This window comes from Phaeobacter italicus (assembly GCF_001258055.1).
In the GTDB taxonomy this organism is placed as follows: domain Bacteria; phylum Pseudomonadota; class Alphaproteobacteria; order Rhodobacterales; family Rhodobacteraceae; genus Phaeobacter; species Phaeobacter italicus.
In genome coordinates, this window is the sequence record NZ_CVRM01000001.1 from 1 (window position 1) to 19383 (window position 19383).

Annotated in this window: 19 protein-coding genes and 1 tRNA gene; 8 read left to right on the forward strand and 12 right to left on the reverse strand. The window is 59.8% G+C overall.

The window, feature by feature from the left end; all coding sequences use genetic code 11:
• Window positions 1-174: 174 nt before the first annotated feature.
• The 3 genes from NIT7645_RS00005 to NIT7645_RS00015 all read right to left on the reverse strand — a co-directional run bounded on the left by NIT7645_RS00005 (window position 175) and on the right by NIT7645_RS00015 (window position 1091).
• Window positions 175-251, reverse strand: a tRNA-Arg gene (locus NIT7645_RS00005).
• Between the two features lie 34 nt (window positions 252-285).
• A complete protein-coding gene (locus NIT7645_RS00010; RefSeq protein WP_008559514.1) occupies window positions 286-777 on the reverse strand; it encodes a GNAT family N-acetyltransferase in 492 nt (163 codons plus the stop codon).
• 2 nt (window positions 778-779) lie between these two features.
• On the reverse strand, window positions 780-1091 hold the full coding sequence (locus tag NIT7645_RS00015) for an ETC complex I subunit (RefSeq protein ID WP_046210927.1): 312 nt from the start codon (window positions 1089-1091) through the stop codon (window positions 780-782).
• 224 nt (window positions 1092-1315) lie between these two features.
• On the opposite strand from NIT7645_RS00015, the gene uvrB reads away from it, so the two are divergent.
• Window positions 1316-3514: an excinuclease ABC subunit UvrB gene (gene uvrB, locus NIT7645_RS00020; RefSeq protein ID WP_050685750.1), complete on the forward strand. Its 2199-nt coding sequence runs from the start codon at window positions 1316-1318 to the stop codon at window positions 3512-3514.
• A gap of 131 nt (window positions 3515-3645) precedes the next feature.
• Here the strand turns inward: uvrB and NIT7645_RS00025 are convergent, their stop codons facing one another.
• Window positions 3646-3951, reverse strand: coding sequence for a hypothetical protein (locus tag NIT7645_RS00025; RefSeq protein ID WP_008560171.1), 306 nt, complete (start codon window positions 3949-3951; stop codon window positions 3646-3648).
• A gap of 148 nt (window positions 3952-4099) precedes the next feature.
• Between NIT7645_RS00025 and NIT7645_RS00030 the strand changes: the two genes are divergently transcribed.
• On the forward strand, window positions 4100-4285 hold the full coding sequence (locus NIT7645_RS00030) for a PLD nuclease N-terminal domain-containing protein (RefSeq protein WP_008559408.1): 186 nt from the start codon (window positions 4100-4102) through the stop codon (window positions 4283-4285).
• A 102-nt stretch (window positions 4286-4387) separates the two neighbouring features.
• Here the strand turns inward: NIT7645_RS00030 and NIT7645_RS00035 are convergent, their stop codons facing one another.
• From NIT7645_RS00035 to NIT7645_RS00045, 3 genes are all read right to left on the reverse strand, one after another.
• Window positions 4388-4666, reverse strand: coding sequence for a TFIIB-type zinc ribbon-containing protein (locus tag NIT7645_RS00035; protein ID WP_008563040.1), 279 nt, complete (start codon window positions 4664-4666; stop codon window positions 4388-4390).
• Between the two features lie 125 nt (window positions 4667-4791).
• Window positions 4792-5199: a universal stress protein gene (locus NIT7645_RS00040; protein WP_008562719.1), complete on the reverse strand. Its 408-nt coding sequence runs from the start codon at window positions 5197-5199 to the stop codon at window positions 4792-4794.
• Window positions 5200-5304: 105 nt separating this feature from the next.
• Window positions 5305-5622, reverse strand: a complete 318-nt coding sequence (locus tag NIT7645_RS00045) for an antibiotic biosynthesis monooxygenase family protein (protein ID WP_008561234.1) — start codon at window positions 5620-5622, stop codon at window positions 5305-5307.
• Window positions 5623-5767: 145 nt separating this feature from the next.
• Between NIT7645_RS00045 and NIT7645_RS00050 the strand changes: the two genes are divergently transcribed.
• A complete protein-coding gene (locus NIT7645_RS00050) occupies window positions 5768-6508 on the forward strand; it encodes a hypothetical protein (RefSeq protein WP_008560117.1) in 741 nt (246 codons plus the stop codon).
• A gap of 14 nt (window positions 6509-6522) precedes the next feature.
• Here the strand turns inward: NIT7645_RS00050 and NIT7645_RS00055 are convergent, their stop codons facing one another.
• The 3 genes from NIT7645_RS00055 to NIT7645_RS00065 form a co-directional block, all read right to left on the reverse strand.
• Window positions 6523-8808, reverse strand: coding sequence for a glycosyl hydrolase family 28-related protein (locus NIT7645_RS00055; RefSeq protein ID WP_008561792.1), 2286 nt, complete (start codon window positions 8806-8808; stop codon window positions 6523-6525).
• A gap of 118 nt (window positions 8809-8926) precedes the next feature.
• Window positions 8927-9346 (reverse strand): DUF4864 domain-containing protein, encoded by a 420-nt coding sequence (locus NIT7645_RS00060; protein WP_008563050.1) that lies wholly within the window; start codon window positions 9344-9346, stop codon window positions 8927-8929.
• Between the two features lie 142 nt (window positions 9347-9488).
• Window positions 9489-11132, reverse strand: coding sequence for a lysine--tRNA ligase (locus tag NIT7645_RS00065; RefSeq protein WP_008559402.1), 1644 nt, complete (start codon window positions 11130-11132; stop codon window positions 9489-9491).
• Between the two features lie 348 nt (window positions 11133-11480).
• Here NIT7645_RS00065 and NIT7645_RS00070 point away from each other — a divergent pair, with 348 nt between their 5' ends.
• Both NIT7645_RS00070 and NIT7645_RS00075 read left to right on the forward strand, forming a co-directional pair.
• On the forward strand, window positions 11481-11903 hold the full coding sequence (locus NIT7645_RS00070; protein ID WP_008562021.1) for a tellurite resistance TerB family protein: 423 nt from the start codon (window positions 11481-11483) through the stop codon (window positions 11901-11903).
• A gap of 36 nt (window positions 11904-11939) precedes the next feature.
• A complete protein-coding gene (locus NIT7645_RS00075) occupies window positions 11940-12461 on the forward strand; it encodes a GNAT family N-acetyltransferase (RefSeq protein WP_008563276.1) in 522 nt (173 codons plus the stop codon).
• A 44-nt stretch (window positions 12462-12505) separates the two neighbouring features.
• Here NIT7645_RS00075 and dacB read toward each other — a convergent pair whose 3' ends face one another.
• Window positions 12506-13990, reverse strand: coding sequence for a D-alanyl-D-alanine carboxypeptidase/D-alanyl-D-alanine endopeptidase (gene dacB / locus NIT7645_RS00080; protein ID WP_008559345.1), 1485 nt, complete (start codon window positions 13988-13990; stop codon window positions 12506-12508).
• Between the two features lie 215 nt (window positions 13991-14205).
• On the opposite strand from dacB, the gene NIT7645_RS00085 reads away from it, so the two are divergent.
• Window positions 14206-15012, forward strand: coding sequence for a DMT family transporter (locus tag NIT7645_RS00085; protein WP_008562489.1), 807 nt, complete (start codon window positions 14206-14208; stop codon window positions 15010-15012).
• Window positions 15013-15021: 9 nt separating this feature from the next.
• On the opposite strand, the gene NIT7645_RS00090 is transcribed toward NIT7645_RS00085, so the two are convergent.
• Window positions 15022-15627 carry a nicotinate-nucleotide adenylyltransferase gene (locus NIT7645_RS00090; protein ID WP_037302929.1) on the reverse strand — a complete coding sequence of 202 codons (606 nt, stop codon included), beginning with the start codon at window positions 15625-15627 and terminating at the stop codon, window positions 15022-15024.
• Between the two features lie 126 nt (window positions 15628-15753).
• Between NIT7645_RS00090 and NIT7645_RS00095 the strand changes: the two genes are divergently transcribed.
• A complete protein-coding gene (locus tag NIT7645_RS00095) occupies window positions 15754-17208 on the forward strand; it encodes a KAP family P-loop NTPase fold protein (RefSeq protein WP_008563203.1) in 1455 nt (484 codons plus the stop codon).
• Window positions 17209-17521: 313 nt separating this feature from the next.
• Window positions 17522-19189 (forward strand): energy-dependent translational throttle protein EttA, encoded by a 1668-nt coding sequence (gene ettA, locus NIT7645_RS00100; RefSeq protein WP_008562649.1) that lies wholly within the window; start codon window positions 17522-17524, stop codon window positions 19187-19189.
• The last annotated feature ends 194 nt before the right edge of the window (window positions 19190-19383 follow it).

Genomic DNA, 19383 nt, shown 5'->3' on the forward strand with positions numbered 1-19383 from the left:
AATTCTCAGTGACAATTTATAGGGCTACCGGGTCAGTTCTCAGTGACAATCAACATTATAGCAAATCAGCGGACATGCGGCGGGTCATTTCCGGAACAGAATTTCCAACTCCGGCGAGCCAGAGTTCCAAATCCGCATCTAAGTGACTGATTTTCCAAACGTCTTTTCTGTTAGTGGCGATCCCTGAAGGACTCGAACCCTCAACCTGCTGATTAGAAGTCAGCTGCTCTATCCAGTTGAGCTAAGGGACCGCTGGCGCCAGTTATGACAGGACCGGCGAGAGGGTCAAGCCGCCCTATCAAGGTCCAGGCGCATAAAGAGCGACCAAGGGTCGAATGTGTATCCTTCGAACGGATCGCATTCGACAAACCCATACCCCTCATAGAGTTTTCGGGCTGGGTCAAAATCGGAGGTTGAGCCGGTTTCCAGATAGATCGCGCGCGCGCCCTCTGCTCTGGCGTGGTCCAGCAGGAACTCAAGCATGGCCTTGCCCGCCCCGGTGCCGCGGGCTTCTGAGGCGGTGTGCATTGATTTCAGCTCGCAGCCATCATTCTGCAGGGTTTTGAGCGCCCCCATGGCAATCGCCTTGCCATCCTTGCGCAGCAGGAAAAACGCCACATCCGGCGCATCAAGCCCGCTGCCGTCCAGCGCATGGCAGCTCTCTTCGGGGGACTGGGCCGCCATCTGGTCAAGGTGGCGGCGGATCAGGGCAGCGGCTTCGGGATCACTGGCGCTGGCGCGCTGAATGTCGAACCCGGTCTTGGCTGCCCCGCTCATGATCAGTGGGTCCAGGGACCGCGGCGGTTGGTGGCGAAATTTTCGCCGTAGCCGCCTGCGCGGACATTGGCCTTGCGCACTTTGGGTTCGCTGACCACGGCGTCGATCCCGTGGGCCTCTGCGTATTCCAGCGCCGCTTCCTTGGTGTCAAAGCGCAGGCGCACCTGGCTCTGCGTGTCAGAGGAGGACGTCCAGCCCATCAGCGGATCTACTTCCCGCGCGCTGGAAGGAACGAAATCAAGAACCCATTTCCGGGTCTTTGCCATGCCAGAGGTCATGGCGTTCTTGGCTGGCCGATAAATCCGCGCTCGCATCGCAGTCTCCTCGTGAATCTTTGGCAACTATATGCGCTGAACAGCGGGTCCGGGCAAGGTGGCAAATGCCGCAGATTGCGCAGGTTCGGCAGGAAATCCGCCACTTTGCCCCTGTTTTGCGCCTCATGCTGGCAACCACACCGCGGCATCAGCGGTTGTGAAGCAAATCGCACTTGAATAAGAACAAAAACAGACCATCTACTGCCCCTAGCAGGAGACCCCGAATGCCCTATGCCCATTCTGACAAGTCCACCCCCACCATGGCAGAGCGCGCGCCCCAGCAGCGCCCCAAGCTGGAAGGTGGCAAGAAATTCGTGATGCACACCGAATTTGCCCCGGCAGGTGATCAGCCAGCGGCAATCAAGGAACTCGCAGGCGGCATTCAGGACGGCGAGCGCGATCAGGTTCTGTTGGGCGCCACCGGCACCGGCAAGACCTTCACCATGGCCAAGGTGATCGAGGAAACCCAGCGCCCGGCCATCATCCTTGCCCCGAACAAGACACTGGCGGCCCAGCTTTATGGCGAGTTCAAAGGCTTCTTTCCGGAGAACTCCGTCGAATACTTCGTCTCCTTCTACGACTACTACCAGCCAGAGGCCTATGTGCTGCGCTCGGACACCTATATCGAGAAGGAAAGCCAGATCAACGAGCAGATCGACCGGATGCGCCACTCGGCGACCCGCGCCCTGCTTGAACGCGATGACGTGATCATCATCGCGTCCGTCAGCTGCATCTACGGCATCGGCTCGGTCGAGACCTATTCGGCGATGACGCAGGATCTGAAGGTGGGCGAGGAATACGACCAGCGGCAGGTCATGGCCGACCTGGTCGCCCAGCAGTACAAGCGCAACGATCAGGCGTTCCAACGCGGCTCTTTCCGGGTGCGCGGCGACTCGCTTGAAATCTTCCCCGCTCACCTCGAAGACCGTGCCTGGCGGCTGTCCTTCTTTGGAGAAGAGCTGGAAGGCATCACCGAATTCGACCCCCTGACAGGCGAGCGGACCGGCACATTTGACCAGATCCGCGTCTATGCGAACTCTCACTATGTGACGCCGAAACCGACACTGAAACAGGCGGTGATTTCTATCAAGGAAGAGCTGAGGATGCGGCTCGACCACCTGGTTGGAGAGGGAAAACTCCTTGAGGCGCAACGCCTTGAGCAGCGCACCAACTTTGACATCGAAATGCTGGAGGCCACAGGCCACTGCAACGGGATCGAAAACTATTCGCGTTATCTGACGGGCCGCGCCCCCGGCGAGCCGCCCCCGACCCTGTTTGAATTCATCCCCGACAACGCGATTGTCTTTGCCGACGAAAGCCACGTCTCCGTTCCGCAGATCGGCGGCATGTACCGCGGCGACCACCGGCGCAAATTCACGCTGGCGGAACATGGCTTCCGCCTGCCGTCGTGCATGGACAACCGCCCGCTGAAATTCGAGGAATGGGACGCGATGCGCCCGCAGTCGGTTTTTGTCTCCGCCACGCCCGCAGCCTGGGAGATGGAACAATCCGGCGGCGTCTTTGCGGAACAGGTCATTCGCCCCACTGGTCTTCTGGACCCGGAGGTCGAGATCCGCCCGGTCGACATGCAGGTCGATGACCTGCTTGATGAGGTGCGCAAGGTCACAGAAAACGGCTTCCGGACATTGGTCACGACCCTGACCAAACGCATGGCCGAGGATCTGACCGAATACATGCATGAACAGGGCATCAAGGTCCGTTACATGCACTCTGACATCGACACGCTGGAGCGGATCGAAATCCTGCGCGACCTGCGCCTTGGCGCCTTTGACGTGCTTATCGGCATCAACCTCCTGCGCGAAGGTCTGGATATTCCCGAATGCGGACTGGTGGCCATTCTGGACGCCGACAAGGAAGGCTTCCTGCGGTCTGAGACCTCTTTGATCCAGACCATCGGTCGCGCCGCCCGCAACGCCGACGGCCGTGTGATCATGTACGCTGACCGGATCACCGGTTCGATGGAACGGGCGTTGAACGAAACCAACCGCCGCCGGGAAAAACAGATCGCCTATAACGAAGAACACGGCATCACCCCCGCCACCGTCAAAAAGAACGTGGAGGATGTGCTTGCCGGGCTCTACGAGGGCGATGTGGACATGAACCGCGTCACCGCCACCATCGACAAGCCAATGCATGGCGCCAACCTGGAGGCGCATCTTGCCGGTCTGCGTGAGCAGATGCGCAAGGCCGCCGAAAACCTGGAGTTCGAGGAAGCCGCCCGTCTGCGGGATGAGGTCAAGCGCCTTGAAGCGGTGGATCTGGCGGTCTCGGATGATCCGCTGGCACGCCAGTCTGCCGTCGAAGCCGCCGCCGCAGACGCCGTCAAATCCCGCGGCCGTTCGACCGCAGGCAAGGCCGGGACACGGGCCTATCGGGGCAAGTCGCAGAAGAAATTCTCCTGAGGCAGGGGAATTCCCCCGGCAATAGACCGGCCCTGCCACCCAGCGGCCCTCTCCCAGGGCTCCATCACGTAGTATCGCATAAAAAAGCCCCCTCCGGTCGGAGGGGGCTTTTTCGCGCCAAATCCCTGGGATTAGTTGGATTCAGCAACCTTCTCGTCATCAGCGTCTTCCGGCGGAGTGATTTCCAGACCCGGCACAGAAACCTCTGCCTCTTCCATGGTCACATCCACATCCGGGACCGGCACGGTGGCGGTTTCTTCGGTCACGGTCACAGAACCGACCTCTGCGTCAAATTCGGGGAGATTGCCCCCCTCAACGGTGACATCAACATCAGGCAGGCTTGCCTCTTCGGTCTGGTCGACATCGACCATGTACATGGCAAAACCCAGGGCGATTACGGCAACAATACCAAGAATAACAGCAGAAGTCGTTTTCATGACGTGGCTCCTTTCAATCAGCAGACACCAGCTCGGTGCGTCGAAAAGGAAACGGCCTGTCAAGCGGATTTGTTCCCAATTTTTTCTCCGGAACAATTTGCCGCACATTTCCGTTTATCTGTCAGACACGCAGAAATGGAGAGTAGAAATGGGTTATAGTATTCTTGGACTTATCATCCTGATTGCAGATATTTATGCGATTTATCAGGTCCTGACATCCGGCGCATCCACTGCCGCTAAGCTGATCTGGACCTTGGTTATTCTCCTGCTGCCGGTGATCGGCCTCATCGCCTGGCTGGTCGCAGGTCCCCGCGGAGGCGCCGCGCGGATCTAATCAGCAAAAAATGCTCTAAACAACAAAACGGCCTCGCAATATCATATTGCGAGGCCGTTTTTTTGCTTTCCCAATCGCCCACCCAGAATTTCGTCCGGGAATTCAAAAATCAAACAGGTCTTCCAAAAAACCACCGCGCTTTTTCTTTTTGTACCGTTTCTCGGAATAGTCGCGATATCCGCCGTGGCTGTCTTCGCGGTAATCCTGCTGGCGCGGCTCGGCGCGGGCGGGTTGTGGTGCGGCAGGCACGGCAGAGCGTTCGATGATCTTGTCCAATTCGCCCCGATCCAGCCAGACACCCCGGCACTTGGGGCAGTAGTCAATTTCCACCCCGGCGCGGTCGGTCATTACCAGCTGGGTTCCATCAATTGGACATTGCATATCTCTCTCCTCAAAACACGCTGTGCTGAGGATTTGGGAACGCGGGACCGCTGACGCAAGGGCAGGACGTGCCGCACCTTGCCGTGCATCGGCACAATCCCGCCACCAAGGACCAATCTGCGGTGTCAGCGCACCACATGCACCGCGCAGTTGGCGTGGCGCACCACCTGCGATGCGGTCGAGCCCAAAAGCAGATCCTGCATGCCCGGTCGGTGCGAGGCGATAATGATCAGATCCGGATTGTGGCTATCCGCCCAATCCAGAATGGAGCGACCTGAATGGCCCTCGATCAGCACGCCTTCGGCATTGGGCAGCGTTTTGGCCAGCCCGTCCAGTTCCGCCTGAACCGCAGTGCGCGCACCAGACAGGTAGTCTGCAGGAACATAGGAAATCGCATAGGCGGGGATCTGTTCGATCACATGCAACAGCGTGACCTTTGCATCCGGAGCAGACAGCAACCCGGCGAGCTTCATCGGCGCGCTGACGTCGCGGTCGGGATCAAACGAAATCGGGATCAGGATATTCTTGTACATCGCGGGTCTCCTCTGGCGGTTTTGCCCTCCCCCACATCCTGCGCCCACAAGACGCAGGATGCCTTGATCGAGATCATGGGCCCTAAACGGGAAACGCTGTACGGATCAAAAGGTTGCAGCGACCTCATACATGACCGGCTCAAAACTCCGGCACAGTTCGTTGATCTTGCGGTTGCGTTTGCGCATCTCCTCGCTGCGCAACATCGCCATGAAATCCTCACGCCTGCGCCACTGGGAATAATTGGCAATCCGGGTCTGTGCGTCATTCACATGCAGCCCCGCTGCAATGAACCCCGGCTGATGCGAGATGAACTCCGCGTAGGCCTCTGTCAGCGCATCCAGAAGATCCTGACAGGTGCCCGGTGTCATTTCAAAAGTGGTGATCACAGTCTGGGTTTCGCTGTTGGTGGTGATCGTCGGCATGGCGTTCTCCCTTTTGTGTCTTTTCAGCCTACGCCGGTTTTCCAAATCCCGCAGGATTTTTCGCGCTTTGGCGTCAGGGAGTCCGCTTTGCGGACACATTCATTTCGAGATTTGACTAAATTTTACTCAACCCTAGGTGTATTTAATGCAACACCGTAGGCTGACCTGTCTGACCCGATTGCTGATCGTCCTGCTGGCGCTGACCCTTGGGCCGGGGCCTGCGATGGCCGGGGCGTGGATGCAGCAGGAGGGAAAGGGATTTGCCGCAACCCATATCGTCTATCGCAAGGATCTGATTGCGCTTCAGGGGCTTGGTACCGGTCGCGACCTGCCGGTAGAGCTGGGATATTACGGCGAATACGGGCTGAATGCCCGCTGGACCCTTGGGGTGGACCTGAATGTCCTGCGCGGCGGTGATGCGCATGCCCTGCTGTTCCTGCGCTCCCCCCTGCCCCAGCTGGGCAAAACCCATGTGGCAGCAGAGCTGGCCCTGGGCACCAACCAACGCGAGGGGCGTTGGCTTGCGATGCAGCGGCTCACCCTGTCGTTTGGGCGCGGGTTTCAGGCCGATCTGGCGGGTCGTGACCTGTCTGGATGGATGGCGCTTGATCTGGCCCATGAATGGCGCAGCATGGGCCTTGAAACGACATGGAAACTGGACGCGACCCTCGGGCTCAACCGTCCCGGCCAGCTGGCACCGCTGTTGCAGATCGAAACCAGCAAGGGCAGCGCCGGATCCGCCACCAGCATCACCCCCAGCCTCCGCATCCCTCTTGGACCAGATAAGTTCTCGGCCAGCCAGGAACTGCTTCTTGGCATAGAGCACAAGCGCGCCGGTGGGGCGCGCTCGCTTGGGGTGAAGCTGGCGCTGTGGCACAGGTTCTAGCCCGATCACCCGGCTCAGCGGTCCACCCGCACCGTCAACTGCACGGTGCCGCGCACCGCCTCTGGCCAGGTCAGACGAACCTGATCGCGGCGGCTGCCAACCCGAAGCGTCGCATGAGGCAGGGCATGACGATCAGCTCCGCCGCTGACTTCGATCGGGCCAAGTGCGATGATCGCGTCCACCCCGCGGGCCTGTCCGCGAAACGGCAGCAGATCCTCGGTGTCAACCGTCCAGTCACGGGCAACACTGCCCTGCACATGTTCAACCCGCAGCGGATTGGCCACCGCGGCAGAGACATTGTGGTAGGTGTTACCCTCATAAAACACGTCACGGGTACGGCTGAAATCCAGATCGGCAAAGCTGGTGTCCACCCGCTCCGCCCGCTCGATACTGCCGTTGATAGAGCGGAATTTGTTGCCTGACACCGTCATCCCGTTCAGGAAATGCCCGCTACCAAAGGGTTTCACGACGATATAGCTGAACCAGGGCGCGACATCGCCGCTCAGGAACACATTGTCCGTGATCGACAAGGCGCTGAAGGAAAAGCCAGAGCTGAAGTCAGGCCGCGCATCGCGTTCGTTGGTCCACTCCACAAAACAGTTGTCGATGTAGTTGTCCGACACAGTAGACGCGCAGTTGGTGCTGGTCAGGATCAACCCGGCAGTCCGGATGCCATCGGCAATGGTATCGCCCTGAAAGAAATGATTGCCCGTCACGGTCTGGTTCTGCCCGCCAAGCAGCGCAAAATGGCGGAACTTTGTCGCCCGGTTGTTGCGCAATTTGGCGTCATTTGCGTTTACATTCAGCGCGATAGAGGTGCGGTCTGCCACATCAAGCGGCTCTTCGTCAGAGAGGAACTGGCAATTGTCCACCAACATCCCCTGACACCCCGACCCGATCGAGGTGATACCCCGGTCCTTGGGCCGTGAGATAAAGCAGTGATCCAGGCTGAACACCGTCCCCGCAGGCGCAAGCCGAAGCGCACTGCACCGCCCTTCGCACTGCAATTCGACCTCTGTCATGCCAAATTTGCTCAGCGCGCTGAACCCGCTGAAATCCAGCATGTATTTGAAATCACGGAAGGTGAATACCTGTGTGCCCTCTGCATCAAACAGCGGTGCCGTCAATGTCAGCTCCTGCGCGCCAATATTCTTGTCCCGCACATAGATCTCGCGGCCAACCCCGGCCCCCTCGACCAGCGCGCCTACCGGAATATTGGCGATATTGGCCACGTTGGTCAGTTTGCGGCTATTGCTGGCACTATAGCTGGCCTGCGCGCTCATCACGTCCGTGTCCCACGCGGCAGAGCTCGCCGCCTCCAGCTGGCCATTGCGGATCACACGCCGCGTGGCATAGCTGGTCTTGTTGGGAACCGCCGCCTGCATGTCCACTGGCCCGCTCAGCCGGACCTTTCGGCCACAAAGATCGAGCGATTCATGATCCGCGTTGTTCAGCAGGGCCTGAAACGCCTTCTTGAACCCCAGCTCTTCCTCTCCGAAAATTGCGGCGTAGGTCGGGAAATCAAAGCTGCGGGTCAGCAAAAGCATACGATTGGTCGGCATGCGCACCGTGCCCTGCACCTCAACCGGATGGGTCAGCGTCACGGTGTCCGCGAGATAGAACTCTCCCGCGGGGATCAGAATGCGCCGCCCCGCCGCCGCTGCATCTGCGGCCTCAAACGCGGCGGTATTGTCGGTGCTGCCATCGCCCACCGCGCCAAAATCTGTTACATCCACCAGACTGATCATGTCGCGCAGAAAAACGCCCGTCACGTCCTCGACCACGATATCGTCGATCCGCACAACCCCACCGTTTGGCCCCGTAAGATCAAGCCCGACATGCGCAAACCCCGCCTCGCGCCCCCAGGCCATATCCACCCCGCCCCGCAGCCCGGTGCCGATGATAGCGCTGATTTCAACAACCTCGCCATAGGTGGAGAGACTGGTTGCAGCCCCCGTTTCCACAACGCCGCCGAGATGGCCACCACCGCTGGCCCCGGCCCAGGCTGCGATCCGGACGCTCGGCAACGCCCCGCTCAGCACCTTGATCCGCGCGCGCACCTGCAAATAGCAACCGGGGATCAGAGGCGTCTGGATCATGCTGCGCAACTTTTGCAGGCTTGTGGTTTTCTGCAGCTCAAGACAGCCGCCAAAATCGCTGTCGGCGGCAACAAACGCCGCATTGGCCGCACCCTGATAGCTGTCTGATCCGGGCGTGCCGTTGCCGCTCGACCAGTTGGACAGGCCCAGTGCAAATTGCGGGGGCATCAGCTGCACGCCGTCGGTAATCGCTTTGTTCATCTCTCACCCTTTCGAAAAACCGCCGATATCGGCACGGGGGGCCAAAAGCCCGGTTCGACGAAATGGTGTATCAGAGCGATTTTAACGCACTCTCAGCATAGCGTTCGCAGGGTATGCATCACGCGGCTTCCGCATCTCCGGTCAGGAGCTGCACAGCGTTGATCTTCCAGCCTTTTCCGGTCTCAACCATCTGATAGTCAAGGAGGTGCACGCGCCCCTCTGCATCCGTGATCATCACCCGCTGCCAAAGCCGCCCCGCAACGTTGCGCAAGGCCAGATATCGCACCTCCTGTGGCTGCCAAACCATTGGATAGCCAGACTGCACCATCGCGCCAAACCGCTCGGATGAACCAAAAAGCCCCCGGATATTGGGAGAGGCAAATTCAAAGGCCGCGTCGACATCCTGTCTCAGAAAGGCGTCGATCTGGCTGGCTATCACGCCTGTGATTGCCCCCTGCCCGCTTGTCTCCTGACTGCGGCCGACGGCAGGAAAGGCCAGCACCGCGACACAGATACTCGTCAACATCAACTTGCGCATCTCAGATCTCCCTTGATGGGAAATCAGCTAGGCCAGCAAGGATAGCCGTCAATTCACGCCAATTTAACGCCCCGAAACCACATGAAAAAAGGGCACCTGACAGGGCGCCCTTTCCAGATATTCACCAGCTGCAAACGGATCCTCAGACCAGTTCACCCGCCAGAGCCTGATCAATCAGCTTGATGGTATCCTCAACACCGTAAAGCGCAATGAAACCGCCGAAACGCGGGCCTTGGGACGCGCCCAACAGCACCTCATAGATGGCCGAGAACCAGGCGCGCAGCGGCTCGAACCCGTGGATCTTGCCGATGGCAAAGACGACGGACTGCAGGAATTCCTCGTCCGCGAAATCGGCTTCGGGCAGCGGGTCGTCGTTGCCTGCAATCTCGTTCTTCTTGGCAATCGCTGCCAGCGCCGCGTCCGCCGATTTCAACGCATCTGCCAGATCGCTCAGCGCCGCGCGCTCCTGATCGGTGGGCAGACGGTATTCCTTGGCCGGTTTCACGAAGTCGTTGAAATAGGCAACCGCAAAGCCAGCCGCCTGATCCATGCCCGGATGGGTTTCCGGTGTCGCGTCGGGGGCATATTTGTTGATGAAGCCCCACATGGTTTCCTTGTCCTCAGCGCTGGAGGCAGAGGCGAGGTTCAACAGCATCGAGAACGGCACCACCATATCCGACTGCGGCACGTCACCAGCGTGGATGTGCCAGACCGGGTTGTTCAGCTGCGCCTTCAGATCCTGCCCGTGATAGGCACGCAGCTGCTGGTGGTATTCATCCACCGCTTTGGGGATCACATCGAAATGCATCCGCTTTGCGGTCTTGGGCTTTTGGTACATGAAATACGCCAGGCTCTCGGTCGAGGCATAGGTCAGCCATTCGTCGATCGAGATGCCGTTACCGGAGGTCTTGGAGATCTTCTGGCCGTTGGCATCCAGAAACAATTCATAGGTGAAATGCTCCGGCGCGCGGTGGCCCAGCACCCGGCAGATGCCGTCATAGATCGGCGTGTTGGTGGAGTGGTCCTTGCCGTACATCTCAAAATCGACGCCCAGCGCGGCCCAACGGGCACCGAAATCCGGCTTCCACTGCAGCTTCACATTGCCACCAGTGACCGGCAGGGTCCATTCGCGGCCGTCCTCATCGTCGAAGGTGACGGTGTAGGTTTCGGCGCAGACCTTCTTCATCGGCACGTAAAGAACGCGGCCGGTTTCCGGGTGGATCGGCAGGAAGATCGAATAGGTCTGGCGGCGCTCTTCGCGCAGAGACTTCAGCATGATCGCCATGACGTCATCGTATTTATCGACCGCGCGTTTCAGCACCTCGTCGAACTGGCCGGATTCATAGAACTCCTTTGCCGAGTAGAATTCATACTCAAAGCCAAAGGTATCGAGGAAGCGGCGCAGCATGGCGTTGTTGTGATGGCCAAAGCTCTCGTATTCGCCAAACGGATCCGGCACCGAGGTCAACGGCTTTTGCAGGTGCTCATGCAGGCTCTCTGGGTTGGGCACATTGCCCGGCACCTTGCGCATGCCATCCAGATCGTCCGAAAAACAGATCAGCTTGGTCGGGATATCCGAGATGACCTCAAAGGCCTTCTTGATCATGGTGGTGCGGGCCACCTCGCCAAAGGTGCCGATATGCGGCAGGCCCGACGGGCCATAGCCGGTTTCAAACAGAACATAGCCCTTCTCCGGCGCGCCCTTGGCATAACGTTTGAGAACCCGGCGGGCTTCTTCAAACGGCCAGGCTTTGCTCTTCAGAGCTTCTTCGCGCAGATCAGACATTTTTCTCTCCATCGGCGGCCGGAGTGCGCACCGGCCGTGGTGTTTCTACCTGTGACGCCATCCGTGGCAGTCATGTGGGTCAGGTGTCAAACATTGGCCGGGCACCCCATGTGCCCGGTCGGCCGTACCTATGGTGAGGGCCTGCCAACTGTCAAGAAACAGCAGCTCTGATGTTGCCACTTGGCGCCTGTTTTACACGCTTTTCTGCAGGGATTTCGCCGGATCCCAAAGGCGCCAGCCGCGCCAGACCACAGGTCGCTGTCGGCGCAATTCCGCATTGCCCGTTGATCGGGGCCAGAGCGATGCCTATTCTCTGATGCGTAGCCCTTGAAGATACTGGACAAAACCATGAACGCCCAAACCGCCCATCCGCTCACCCCGCAGGACTGCCTCGTTGCGCTGATGGTCGCAGTCTCGGCGTCGGATGAGGATATCCGCACCGCCGAATTGGTCAAAATCCAGTCCGCCGTGAATATGCTGCCGGTCTTTGCCGACTATGACATCGACCGCGTCAACCGGACCTCGCAGATGGTGTTTGATCTGTTCGAGCAGGAAGACGGCCTGGATGCCCTGTTTGGTCTGATCCGCGAGGATCTGCCGGAGCGCCTGTTTGAAACCGCTTATGCGCTGGCCTGTGACGTCGCCGCAGCAGATGGCAGCCTCACCGAATCAGAGCTGCGCCTGCTGGAAGAGATCCGCTATGAGCTGAACATCGACCGCCTGCACGCCGCCGCCATCGAACGCGGCGCCCGCGCACGTCACATGGTCTGATGTGACAGGGGGGCGGACCGACCGGGACAGGCTGGTATGACAGCGCTCACCACCGCCCCCAGGCTGACAACATCGCGGCTGGTCCTGCGCGGGCCTGAGCGCGGCGACCTGCCCGCCTTTACCCGGTTCATGACCAGCGCCCCGTCAATGGTTGCGCAGGGTGAGACAGTTACCGCAGATCAGGCCTGGTTCGGGTTCCTGACCGGCGTCGGTCACTGGCAATGGCATGGGTTTGGCTTTTTCACCGTGACACTGCGGGAGAGCGGCGAACCTGTCGGCCGTGTCGGTCTGATCAAACACTCCAACTGGCCCGAGGTCGAGCTGGCCTGGCATCTGTTTGAAGGGTCCGAGGGACAGGGATTTGCCACCGAAGCCGCCATGGCCGTGAGGACATGGGCCTCCAGGGATCTGGGGCTGGACCAGCTCTACAGCTATATTGATCACGACAATCTGCGCTCGCAGGCCGTGGCAAGGCGGCTGGGGGCTGTCACCGACGGCACCCGCGCCCCGCATGAGCCGCAGGCAGAGATATGGGTCCACGCCATGGCAGACGGTTGACCTACAGGCCGTAGCCTCGGCCGCGCCTGTGTTCTTGCACGGGATCAGCTGCCGTAAACCCGGCTCCACCGTTCGATCAACGACTGCTGTAGCTGTTTGGCGCGGCGGTTCCAGCTTTTGGCGCCCTTGGGGCGTTCCCGCTCTGCCCGCGAGATGGCGGCGCGCGCGCGTTTGTCGGCGGTGAAGATCGCAAAGACCAGCTCGGTTCCGTCAGCCGCCGTCATGAAGCCCCCCAACCCAGAGACAAAATTCAGCGTGCCGGTCTTGGCCGTGACCTTGATCGGGTGGTTTTTCAACACCTTGCCGTTGCTGTCGCGCAAGGGAAACCCCTTCAGCAACGGCTTCAGCTGTCCCTTGCGGTGGGCCGTGACCAGTGCCGTCACCATGTCGTTGGGGGTAATGCGCGAGTCCTCTCCCAGGCCGGAATGATCCACCAGCTGGGCCTGTTTCAGCCCGTAGGTCGCCGCCGCCCAGCGGTTCATCTCTGCCGCCGAGGCCCGCAGGCTATTGGGGCGCCCGCCCCGTGCCTGCGTCGCCGCAAGACCGATCATCTCGGCCATCAGGTTGTTGGAGTATTTCAGCGTCGCCTTCAGCATCACATCCAGTGGCGGGCTGCTGTGATGGGCCAGAACCTTGCCGCCCGGGCTGGATTTTGCCGCTTTCGGCGCACTGACCGCAACGCCATTGGCCCGCAGCATGGTGCGCAGCACATCCGCCGCATAGGCACCGGGCTTGCGCACCGGCAACCACCGCGAGCCGCCCTTGCCCAATGCCCCACTTGCAACGGTCCACTGATCGGCGCCCTTGCGATCCGCGTAGGAGTAGACTGGCAGGCTGCGCTGCGCGACCTTCATCTGCGCCATCGCCACCTCGGGGCGATATTTGTCCGTGCGCGCATCCATCGTGACTGACCAGCCCTGCCCCGCGCGTTTCCATTCGAAATGCACCCGATTGTAGTTCAGCGCGAGGCCGGAAATGGCCGGGCTGTAGCCGACATGATCGGGCTGATCGGGATCGATGCTGCGGATCTGTGGCAGCGCGCCCTCAAAATAGCGAAAGCTGCCTCGCACCTCGCGCACACCCGCCGATTTCAGCGATTTCGCCAGACGCGCCAGATCATCGGTATTGAGCATCGGATCCCCGCCGCCCACCAGAACCAGATCGCCGTTCAGCACCCCCCCGCTCAGACTGCCGGTGGCCACCAGCTGCGTCACAAACCGATGATCGCGACCAAGCGTGTCGAGCGCATAAAGCGCGGTCAGCGCCTTGGCGACACTGGCCGGTGGCAGCGGCGTCTGCGCGCCCTCTGCTTCCAGCCTAAGCCCCGTCTTTGCATCCGCAACCGCACAGGCGACCTCTCCGCTCAGACCAGCGCGGGCCAGAACCCCCTTGAGCCCACCGCCTGCCGTGATCAGGCTGGCCGGATCACGTGCAACCGGGCGCAACGATACCGCAGGCGCGTTGGCCAGCGCCGAGCTGCCCGCGAGCGCGGCAAGTCCGGATTGAAGAAAAAGGCGGCGTGAAATCATGTCTGCAACTGTCTCATGAACGTCTTACGGTTCTGCAAATATCAAAATACGGTTTGACCCGGCTGGCAACAGGCCCATGCACTCCCCCGGTGAAAGGATCACACTGGGCCGACGGGATGACACTGGCCCAGCGTGGCGGCACAAGACCAAAGAGCCCCTGTTCAACCCCGCACCCGCCTGCTACCGCTGGCGCAATGGTGAGAGCAGTGATGATCATGTTTGTCGCCATGTCAATGATCCCTGCCGGGGACCTTTGTGGCAAGCTTCTCACTTCCAGCGGGGCAGCCACCCCCGGCTTCGTGGCATGGTCGCGCTTTGCAATCGGCACCCTTCTGGTGGCGCCCTTTGTGCCGCGCCGGGCCTATCCCTTGTTGCTGGACCGCCGGCTGTGGTTGCGCGCCGCGCTGTTGAGTGGCGGGATCGTTTCGATCCAGATGGCCCTACGCACCGAACCCCTGGCCAATGTGTTCGCAGCCTTTTTCGTGGGGCCGATCGTCAGCTATGTCCTGTCGGTTTTCCTGCTGCGAGAGCCCGCCACACTGGCGCGCAGCCTGTTGATGGCGCTTGGATTTTGCGGTGTTTTATTGGTGGTCCGACCGGGGTTTGGCGGCTCGTCCAATCTGATCTGGGCGGTCATGGCCGGGGTGTTTTATGGCGGCTTCCTCACCACGTCGCGCTGGCTGTCGCATCTGGGCAGCCCGCTGGAGCTGAGCCTGACGCAACTGTCGATCAGCGCGCTTCTTACCCTGCCCCTGGGGCTTGCCTCATTGCCGATGCCCTCTGCCGAGGCCGCGGCCCTCACCTTTGGCAGCGCCGGGTTTTCGATGCTGGGCAACCTGCTGCTGCTGTTTGCCTACGCCCGGGCACCGGCCTCGCGTCTGGCGCCTCTGGTCTACTTCCAGCTGATTGCCGCCGTCTCGCTGGGGTGGCTGGTCTTTGATCAATGGCCTGATGCGCTCACCTGGGTTGGCCTTGCGGTGGTGATTGGTGCCGGCCTGACCTCTGCGCGTCTGCGCCGCTAGCCAGATCGTTCAGGCCTCTCCCCACTCTCCCCGCGCGCGGATCTCGGTAGAGCTGACATTGACCATCGGGACATTCACGAAACACCATGCCGGGGCCGTAGCCTGAGCGAGCAGACGGCTTTGCCCGCCCTTCAACCGATAGGGTGCATAAAGCCGCGCCGCCGGAGACAGGCGCGCCGAAATCCTGTCGCCAGGCCGCGCCAGCACCCCCACGGGCACGGTATCAAGGATCTGCTGCCAATCCTTCCAGCGGTGAAAATCGGCCAGATTGTCAGCCCCCATCAGCCAGACAAAACGCACCCCCGGATGGCGGTGGCGCAGCTTTCGCAGGGTTTCAGCAGTGTAGCGCGTCCCCCACTCTGCCTCGATCCCGCTGATCGACACTTTGGGATGGTCCATCAGCGCCTCAGCCGCTGCAATCCGACGCCGGAGCGGCGCAGGCGGGCGCGGCTTCAGCGGGTTGCCGGGCGACACCAGCCAGACCAGATGATCCAGCCCAAACCGGCGCAGCGCCGCAAGGCTGATGGCGCGATGGCCCTGATGCGGCGGATCAAACGACCCGCCCAACAGCCCCACGGTCATACCCGCGCGAATATGTGGCAACCCCATCATCATGGCAGCATTGATGTGCACAGTTTCCCGGCAAGATCAATCAGCTGTTGAACGCAAGGCGCTCCCACTTGTCATTCCACAGCGTAAGGAGTTCAGTACACGCATTGATTGATTAAATTGGACCACCTCATGCGCCTGACTGTGCCCGAACCGAAGATTAACCTCTACAACGATGGCTTTGCCGATCACGACCAGCTTGACCGCAAAGCCACCGGCGACAAACTCTCGGATCTGGTGGAGCGCATCGACGATCCAATGGTCATCGCGCTGGATGGCGCCTGGGGGTCGGGCAAGTCGTTCTTTCTGAAATGCTGGGTGGGTGAGCACCTGAAGCGGAAGGAGAACACCACCCAGACCGTCTATTTCGATGCCTTCGAGCATGATTTTCTGGACGACCCGCTGATTGCGCTGACCGGCGCGATTGCCGAACGTTTCGAAAGAGATAAAAAGCTGCCGTCCGCCGAGCGTGAAAGCCGCGTTCAAAAGCTAAAGAAGTTTGGCTGGGTGCTGGGTAAATCCTCCGCCAAGATCGGCGTTTCTGTGGCGGGGCACTACGCAAAGAAGCTGGTTGGCGAGGAATGTCTGGAAGAGTTCGGTAAGGACCTCGAAGAAGCCTCTCAGAAAGGCGTCGCCACCGCCGAAGATGAGGTCAAAACGTTGATAGACAGCGGCATAGGCAATGAAGCGTCTGAAGTCTTCTGGAGAGAGCAGCGGGCCAAGATCGTTGCCATGTCGGCGTTCCGCGAGGTGCTGACCGAACTGACGGAACCTGCCACAAAAGAACAGGCGGAAGACGATCCTGAGCTGCAGGAGGGGACCCCCACCCGCAAATTGGTTGTCGTCATAGATGAGCTGGACCGGTGTCGCCCCGACTATGCCCTGTCACTGCTGGAAATCATCAAGCACTTCTTCAACGTCCCCGGCGTGCATTTCGTGCTGGGGGTAAATTTGAAGGAGCTACAGAACTCCGTCCGGGCGCGGTATGGGAGCGGGATCGACGCAGCAATGTACCTGCAGAAGTTTATCTCAATTGTTCAGCGGTTTCCACTCCGAAGCTGGGAAAACAGCGCTGCCCAGAAATCATTCTATCTAAAGACCCAGTTAGACCTCTTGGAGCTTAGCCAAGCTTTCTTTTCAAAAGACGTTATCGCATATATTGAGAGAATTGAGGACCACTATGAAATTTCCCTGAGAGGTCTAAATAAGCTCTGCACTTTGGTAGCAACGACGCCAGATTGGACTGTAGAAAACTCTATCGACGGAAAGATTGATAGATCACTAGTATCTGGCCTGCTTGTGCTCAACGCGCTGCGTCCCAAAGTCTTTAACACGATTAAAGACGAAACCGAAGATCCCCAGGAAATATTCAGCGCCCTTTGCCTAGAAACAGGCGCCGAAGCATTCACTAGCAATGAGCCGCACTCGATAGCATGGCTGCTCTGCTTTTTCCAGAAAGACCATCACAGGCATTTGCAGCAATACTATTCCAAAGATTTCAATATGATTGCATCGTCTTACCATCGCGCGACTCCTCGCTCCCTTATAAATGCGTATGTCGAAGCTTTTGATATTTCTGAAACTTAAATTCTGAAATTACATACACGCCCGAAACAGCTCGGACCACATGCCGCCGCCTGACCTTGGGGAGGCGTGAAGCGCCTTCCCGGGGGGAAGGTCAGGCGCGGGGCGTGCCGCTGGGCGCCACGCCCCAATGCGGTGGCAGCGTCCGTTCTGAAAACACGCGAACGGCACCACCCGGTGCAGCCGTCGACGCACCAAGGCTGCACAGCCGGTGAACGGATGCCCCCTCGCGCAGGCCTTTCATCCCGCATTGCCCCGGCCCGCCCCATCCGCTATCACTCCCGCCAGCGAAATTCCCCCATCACGGAGCAGTCACATGGCCGCCTATCAGTACGTCTACCACATGCAGGGGGTCTCCAAGACCTATCCCGGTGGCAAGAAATGCTTTGAAAACATCCACCTGTCCTTTCTCCCCGGTGTGAAAATCGGTGTCGTCGGCGTCAACGGCGCCGGTAAATCGACGCTGATGAAGATCATGGCCGGTCTCGACAAGGACTTCACCGGTGAAGCCTGGGCCGCGGAAGGCGCCAAAGTTGGCTATCTGCCGCAGGAGCCCCAGCTCGACGAGAGCCTGAGCGTGCGTGAAAACGTCATGCTTGGCGTCAAGGAAAAGAAGGACAAGGTCGACCGGTTCAACCAGATCGCGGTTGAAATGGCCGAAAACTACACCGACGAGCTGATGGAAGAGATGACCGCCCTGCAGGACGCCATCGACGCGGACAACCTGTGGGATCTGGACAGCCAGGTGGATGTCTCGATGGAGGCGCTGCGCTGCCCGCCGGATGACGCCAAGATCGCCGATCTCTCGGGCGGGGAAAAGCGCCGCGTGGCGCTGTGCAAGCTGCTTCTCGAAGCCCCTGACATGCTGCTCCTTGACGAACCGACCAACCACCTGGACGCCGAGACCATCGCCTGGCTGCAGCAGCACCTGATCGACTACAAGGGCACCATCCTCTGCGTGACCCACGACCGCTATTTCCTCGATGACATCACCGGCTGGATTCTGGAACTGGACCGCGGCCGTGGCATTCCTTACGAGGGCAACTATTCCAGCTGGCTGGAGCAGAAAGCCAAACGTCTGGAGCAGGAAGCGCGCGAAGACAAAGCCAAGCAGAAAACGCTGGAGCGCGAACTGGAATGGATGCGCCAGGGTCAAAAGGCCCGTCAGGCGAAATCCAAGGCCCGTATCGCCGCCTACAACGAAATGGCCAGCCAGTCCGAACGCGAAAAGGTCGGTCGCGCCCAGATCGTCATTCCCAACGGCCCGCGTCTGGGCTCCAAGGTGATCGCGGTCGAAAACCTCTCCAAGCACTATGGCGACAAACAGCTGGTCGAAGGCCTGTCCTTTGATCTGCCCCCCGGCGGCATCGTCGGCGTGATCGGCCCCAACGGCGCCGGTAAATCGACCCTGTTCAAAATGCTGACCGGCCAGGAACAGCCCGACAGCGGCTCGGTTGAATATGGCGACACCGTCAAACTGTCCTACGTGGATCAGTCGCGCGACGACCTGAATGACAACGACACCGTTTGGGAGGCCATCTCTGGCGGAGCCGAGATCATCCAGCTGGGCGACGCGCAGGTCAATTCCCGCGCCTATTGCTCGTCGTTCAACTTCAAGGGCGGCGACCAGCAGAAGAAACTGTCGCTGCTGTCCGGCGGTGAACGCAACCGCGTCCACATGGCGCGCCTGCTGAAAGAGGGCGGCAACGTTCTCCTGCTTGACGAACCGACCAACGACCTGGACGTGGAAACCCTGCGTGCACTGGAAGACGCGCTGGTCGATTTCGCAGGCTGCGCCGTGGTGATCTCGCACGATCGTTTCTTCCTCGACCGGATCTGTACCCACATCCTCGCCTTTGAAGGCGACGCCCATGTGGAGTGGTTCGAGGGCAACTTCGAGGACTATGAGGAAGACAAGAAACGCCGCCTGGGTCCCGACGCACTTGAGCCCAAGCGGCTGAAGCACAAGAAGTTTGTGCGGTGACGGATTGGTTCCCACTTTTGGGAGCCTTTGGTCTGGGTTCCGTGGTGACAGCAGTCGTGCAAAGCTGGTTGTCTCTGCGTGCCCAGACAAAAACCGCTCATTTCAAGAGCGAAAGGAGGCCTACATTGGCCTTCTTGAATCTTGGGTAAGACAAGAAAACGACAACTTCTCTGAAACATCGCTTTTCGACGTTG

Bases quoted from the DNA above. Each gene is read 5' to 3' on its own strand.
- dacB (WP_008559345.1), bottom strand. From the start codon at position 13,990: ATGATTTCACGCCGCCTTTTTCTTCAATCCGGACTTGCCGCGCTCGCG.
- NIT7645_RS00065 (WP_008559402.1), bottom strand. From the start codon at position 11,132: ATGTCTGATCTGCGCGAAGAAGCTCTGAAGAGCAAAGCCTGGCCGTTT.
- ettA (WP_008562649.1), top strand. From the start codon at position 17,522: ATGGCCGCCTATCAGTACGTCTACCACATGCAGGGGGTCTCCAAGACC.
- NIT7645_RS00055 (WP_008561792.1), bottom strand. From the start codon at position 8,808: ATGAACAAAGCGATTACCGACGGCGTGCAGCTGATGCCCCCGCAATTT.
- NIT7645_RS00030 (WP_008559408.1), top strand. From the start codon at position 4,100: ATGGGTTATAGTATTCTTGGACTTATCATCCTGATTGCAGATATTTAT.
- uvrB (WP_050685750.1), top strand. From the start codon at position 1,316: ATGCCCTATGCCCATTCTGACAAGTCCACCCCCACCATGGCAGAGCGC.
- NIT7645_RS00075 (WP_008563276.1), top strand. From the start codon at position 11,940: ATGACAGCGCTCACCACCGCCCCCAGGCTGACAACATCGCGGCTGGTC.
- NIT7645_RS00035 (WP_008563040.1), bottom strand. From the start codon at position 4,666: ATGCAATGTCCAATTGATGGAACCCAGCTGGTAATGACCGACCGCGCC.
- NIT7645_RS00060 (WP_008563050.1), bottom strand. From the start codon at position 9,346: ATGCGCAAGTTGATGTTGACGAGTATCTGTGTCGCGGTGCTGGCCTTT.
- NIT7645_RS00090 (WP_037302929.1), bottom strand. From the start codon at position 15,627: ATGATGATGGGGTTGCCACATATTCGCGCGGGTATGACCGTGGGGCTG.
- NIT7645_RS00015 (WP_046210927.1), bottom strand. From the start codon at position 1,091: ATGCGAGCGCGGATTTATCGGCCAGCCAAGAACGCCATGACCTCTGGC.
- NIT7645_RS00025 (WP_008560171.1), bottom strand. From the start codon at position 3,951: ATGAAAACGACTTCTGCTGTTATTCTTGGTATTGTTGCCGTAATCGCC.
- NIT7645_RS00050 (WP_008560117.1), top strand. From the start codon at position 5,768: ATGCAACACCGTAGGCTGACCTGTCTGACCCGATTGCTGATCGTCCTG.
- NIT7645_RS00095 (WP_008563203.1), top strand. From the start codon at position 15,754: ATGCGCCTGACTGTGCCCGAACCGAAGATTAACCTCTACAACGATGGC.
- NIT7645_RS00010 (WP_008559514.1), bottom strand. From the start codon at position 777: ATGAGCGGGGCAGCCAAGACCGGGTTCGACATTCAGCGCGCCAGCGCC.
- NIT7645_RS00085 (WP_008562489.1), top strand. From the start codon at position 14,206: ATGTTTGTCGCCATGTCAATGATCCCTGCCGGGGACCTTTGTGGCAAG.
- NIT7645_RS00070 (WP_008562021.1), top strand. From the start codon at position 11,481: ATGAACGCCCAAACCGCCCATCCGCTCACCCCGCAGGACTGCCTCGTT.
- NIT7645_RS00045 (WP_008561234.1), bottom strand. From the start codon at position 5,622: ATGCCGACGATCACCACCAACAGCGAAACCCAGACTGTGATCACCACT.
- NIT7645_RS00040 (WP_008562719.1), bottom strand. From the start codon at position 5,199: ATGTACAAGAATATCCTGATCCCGATTTCGTTTGATCCCGACCGCGAC.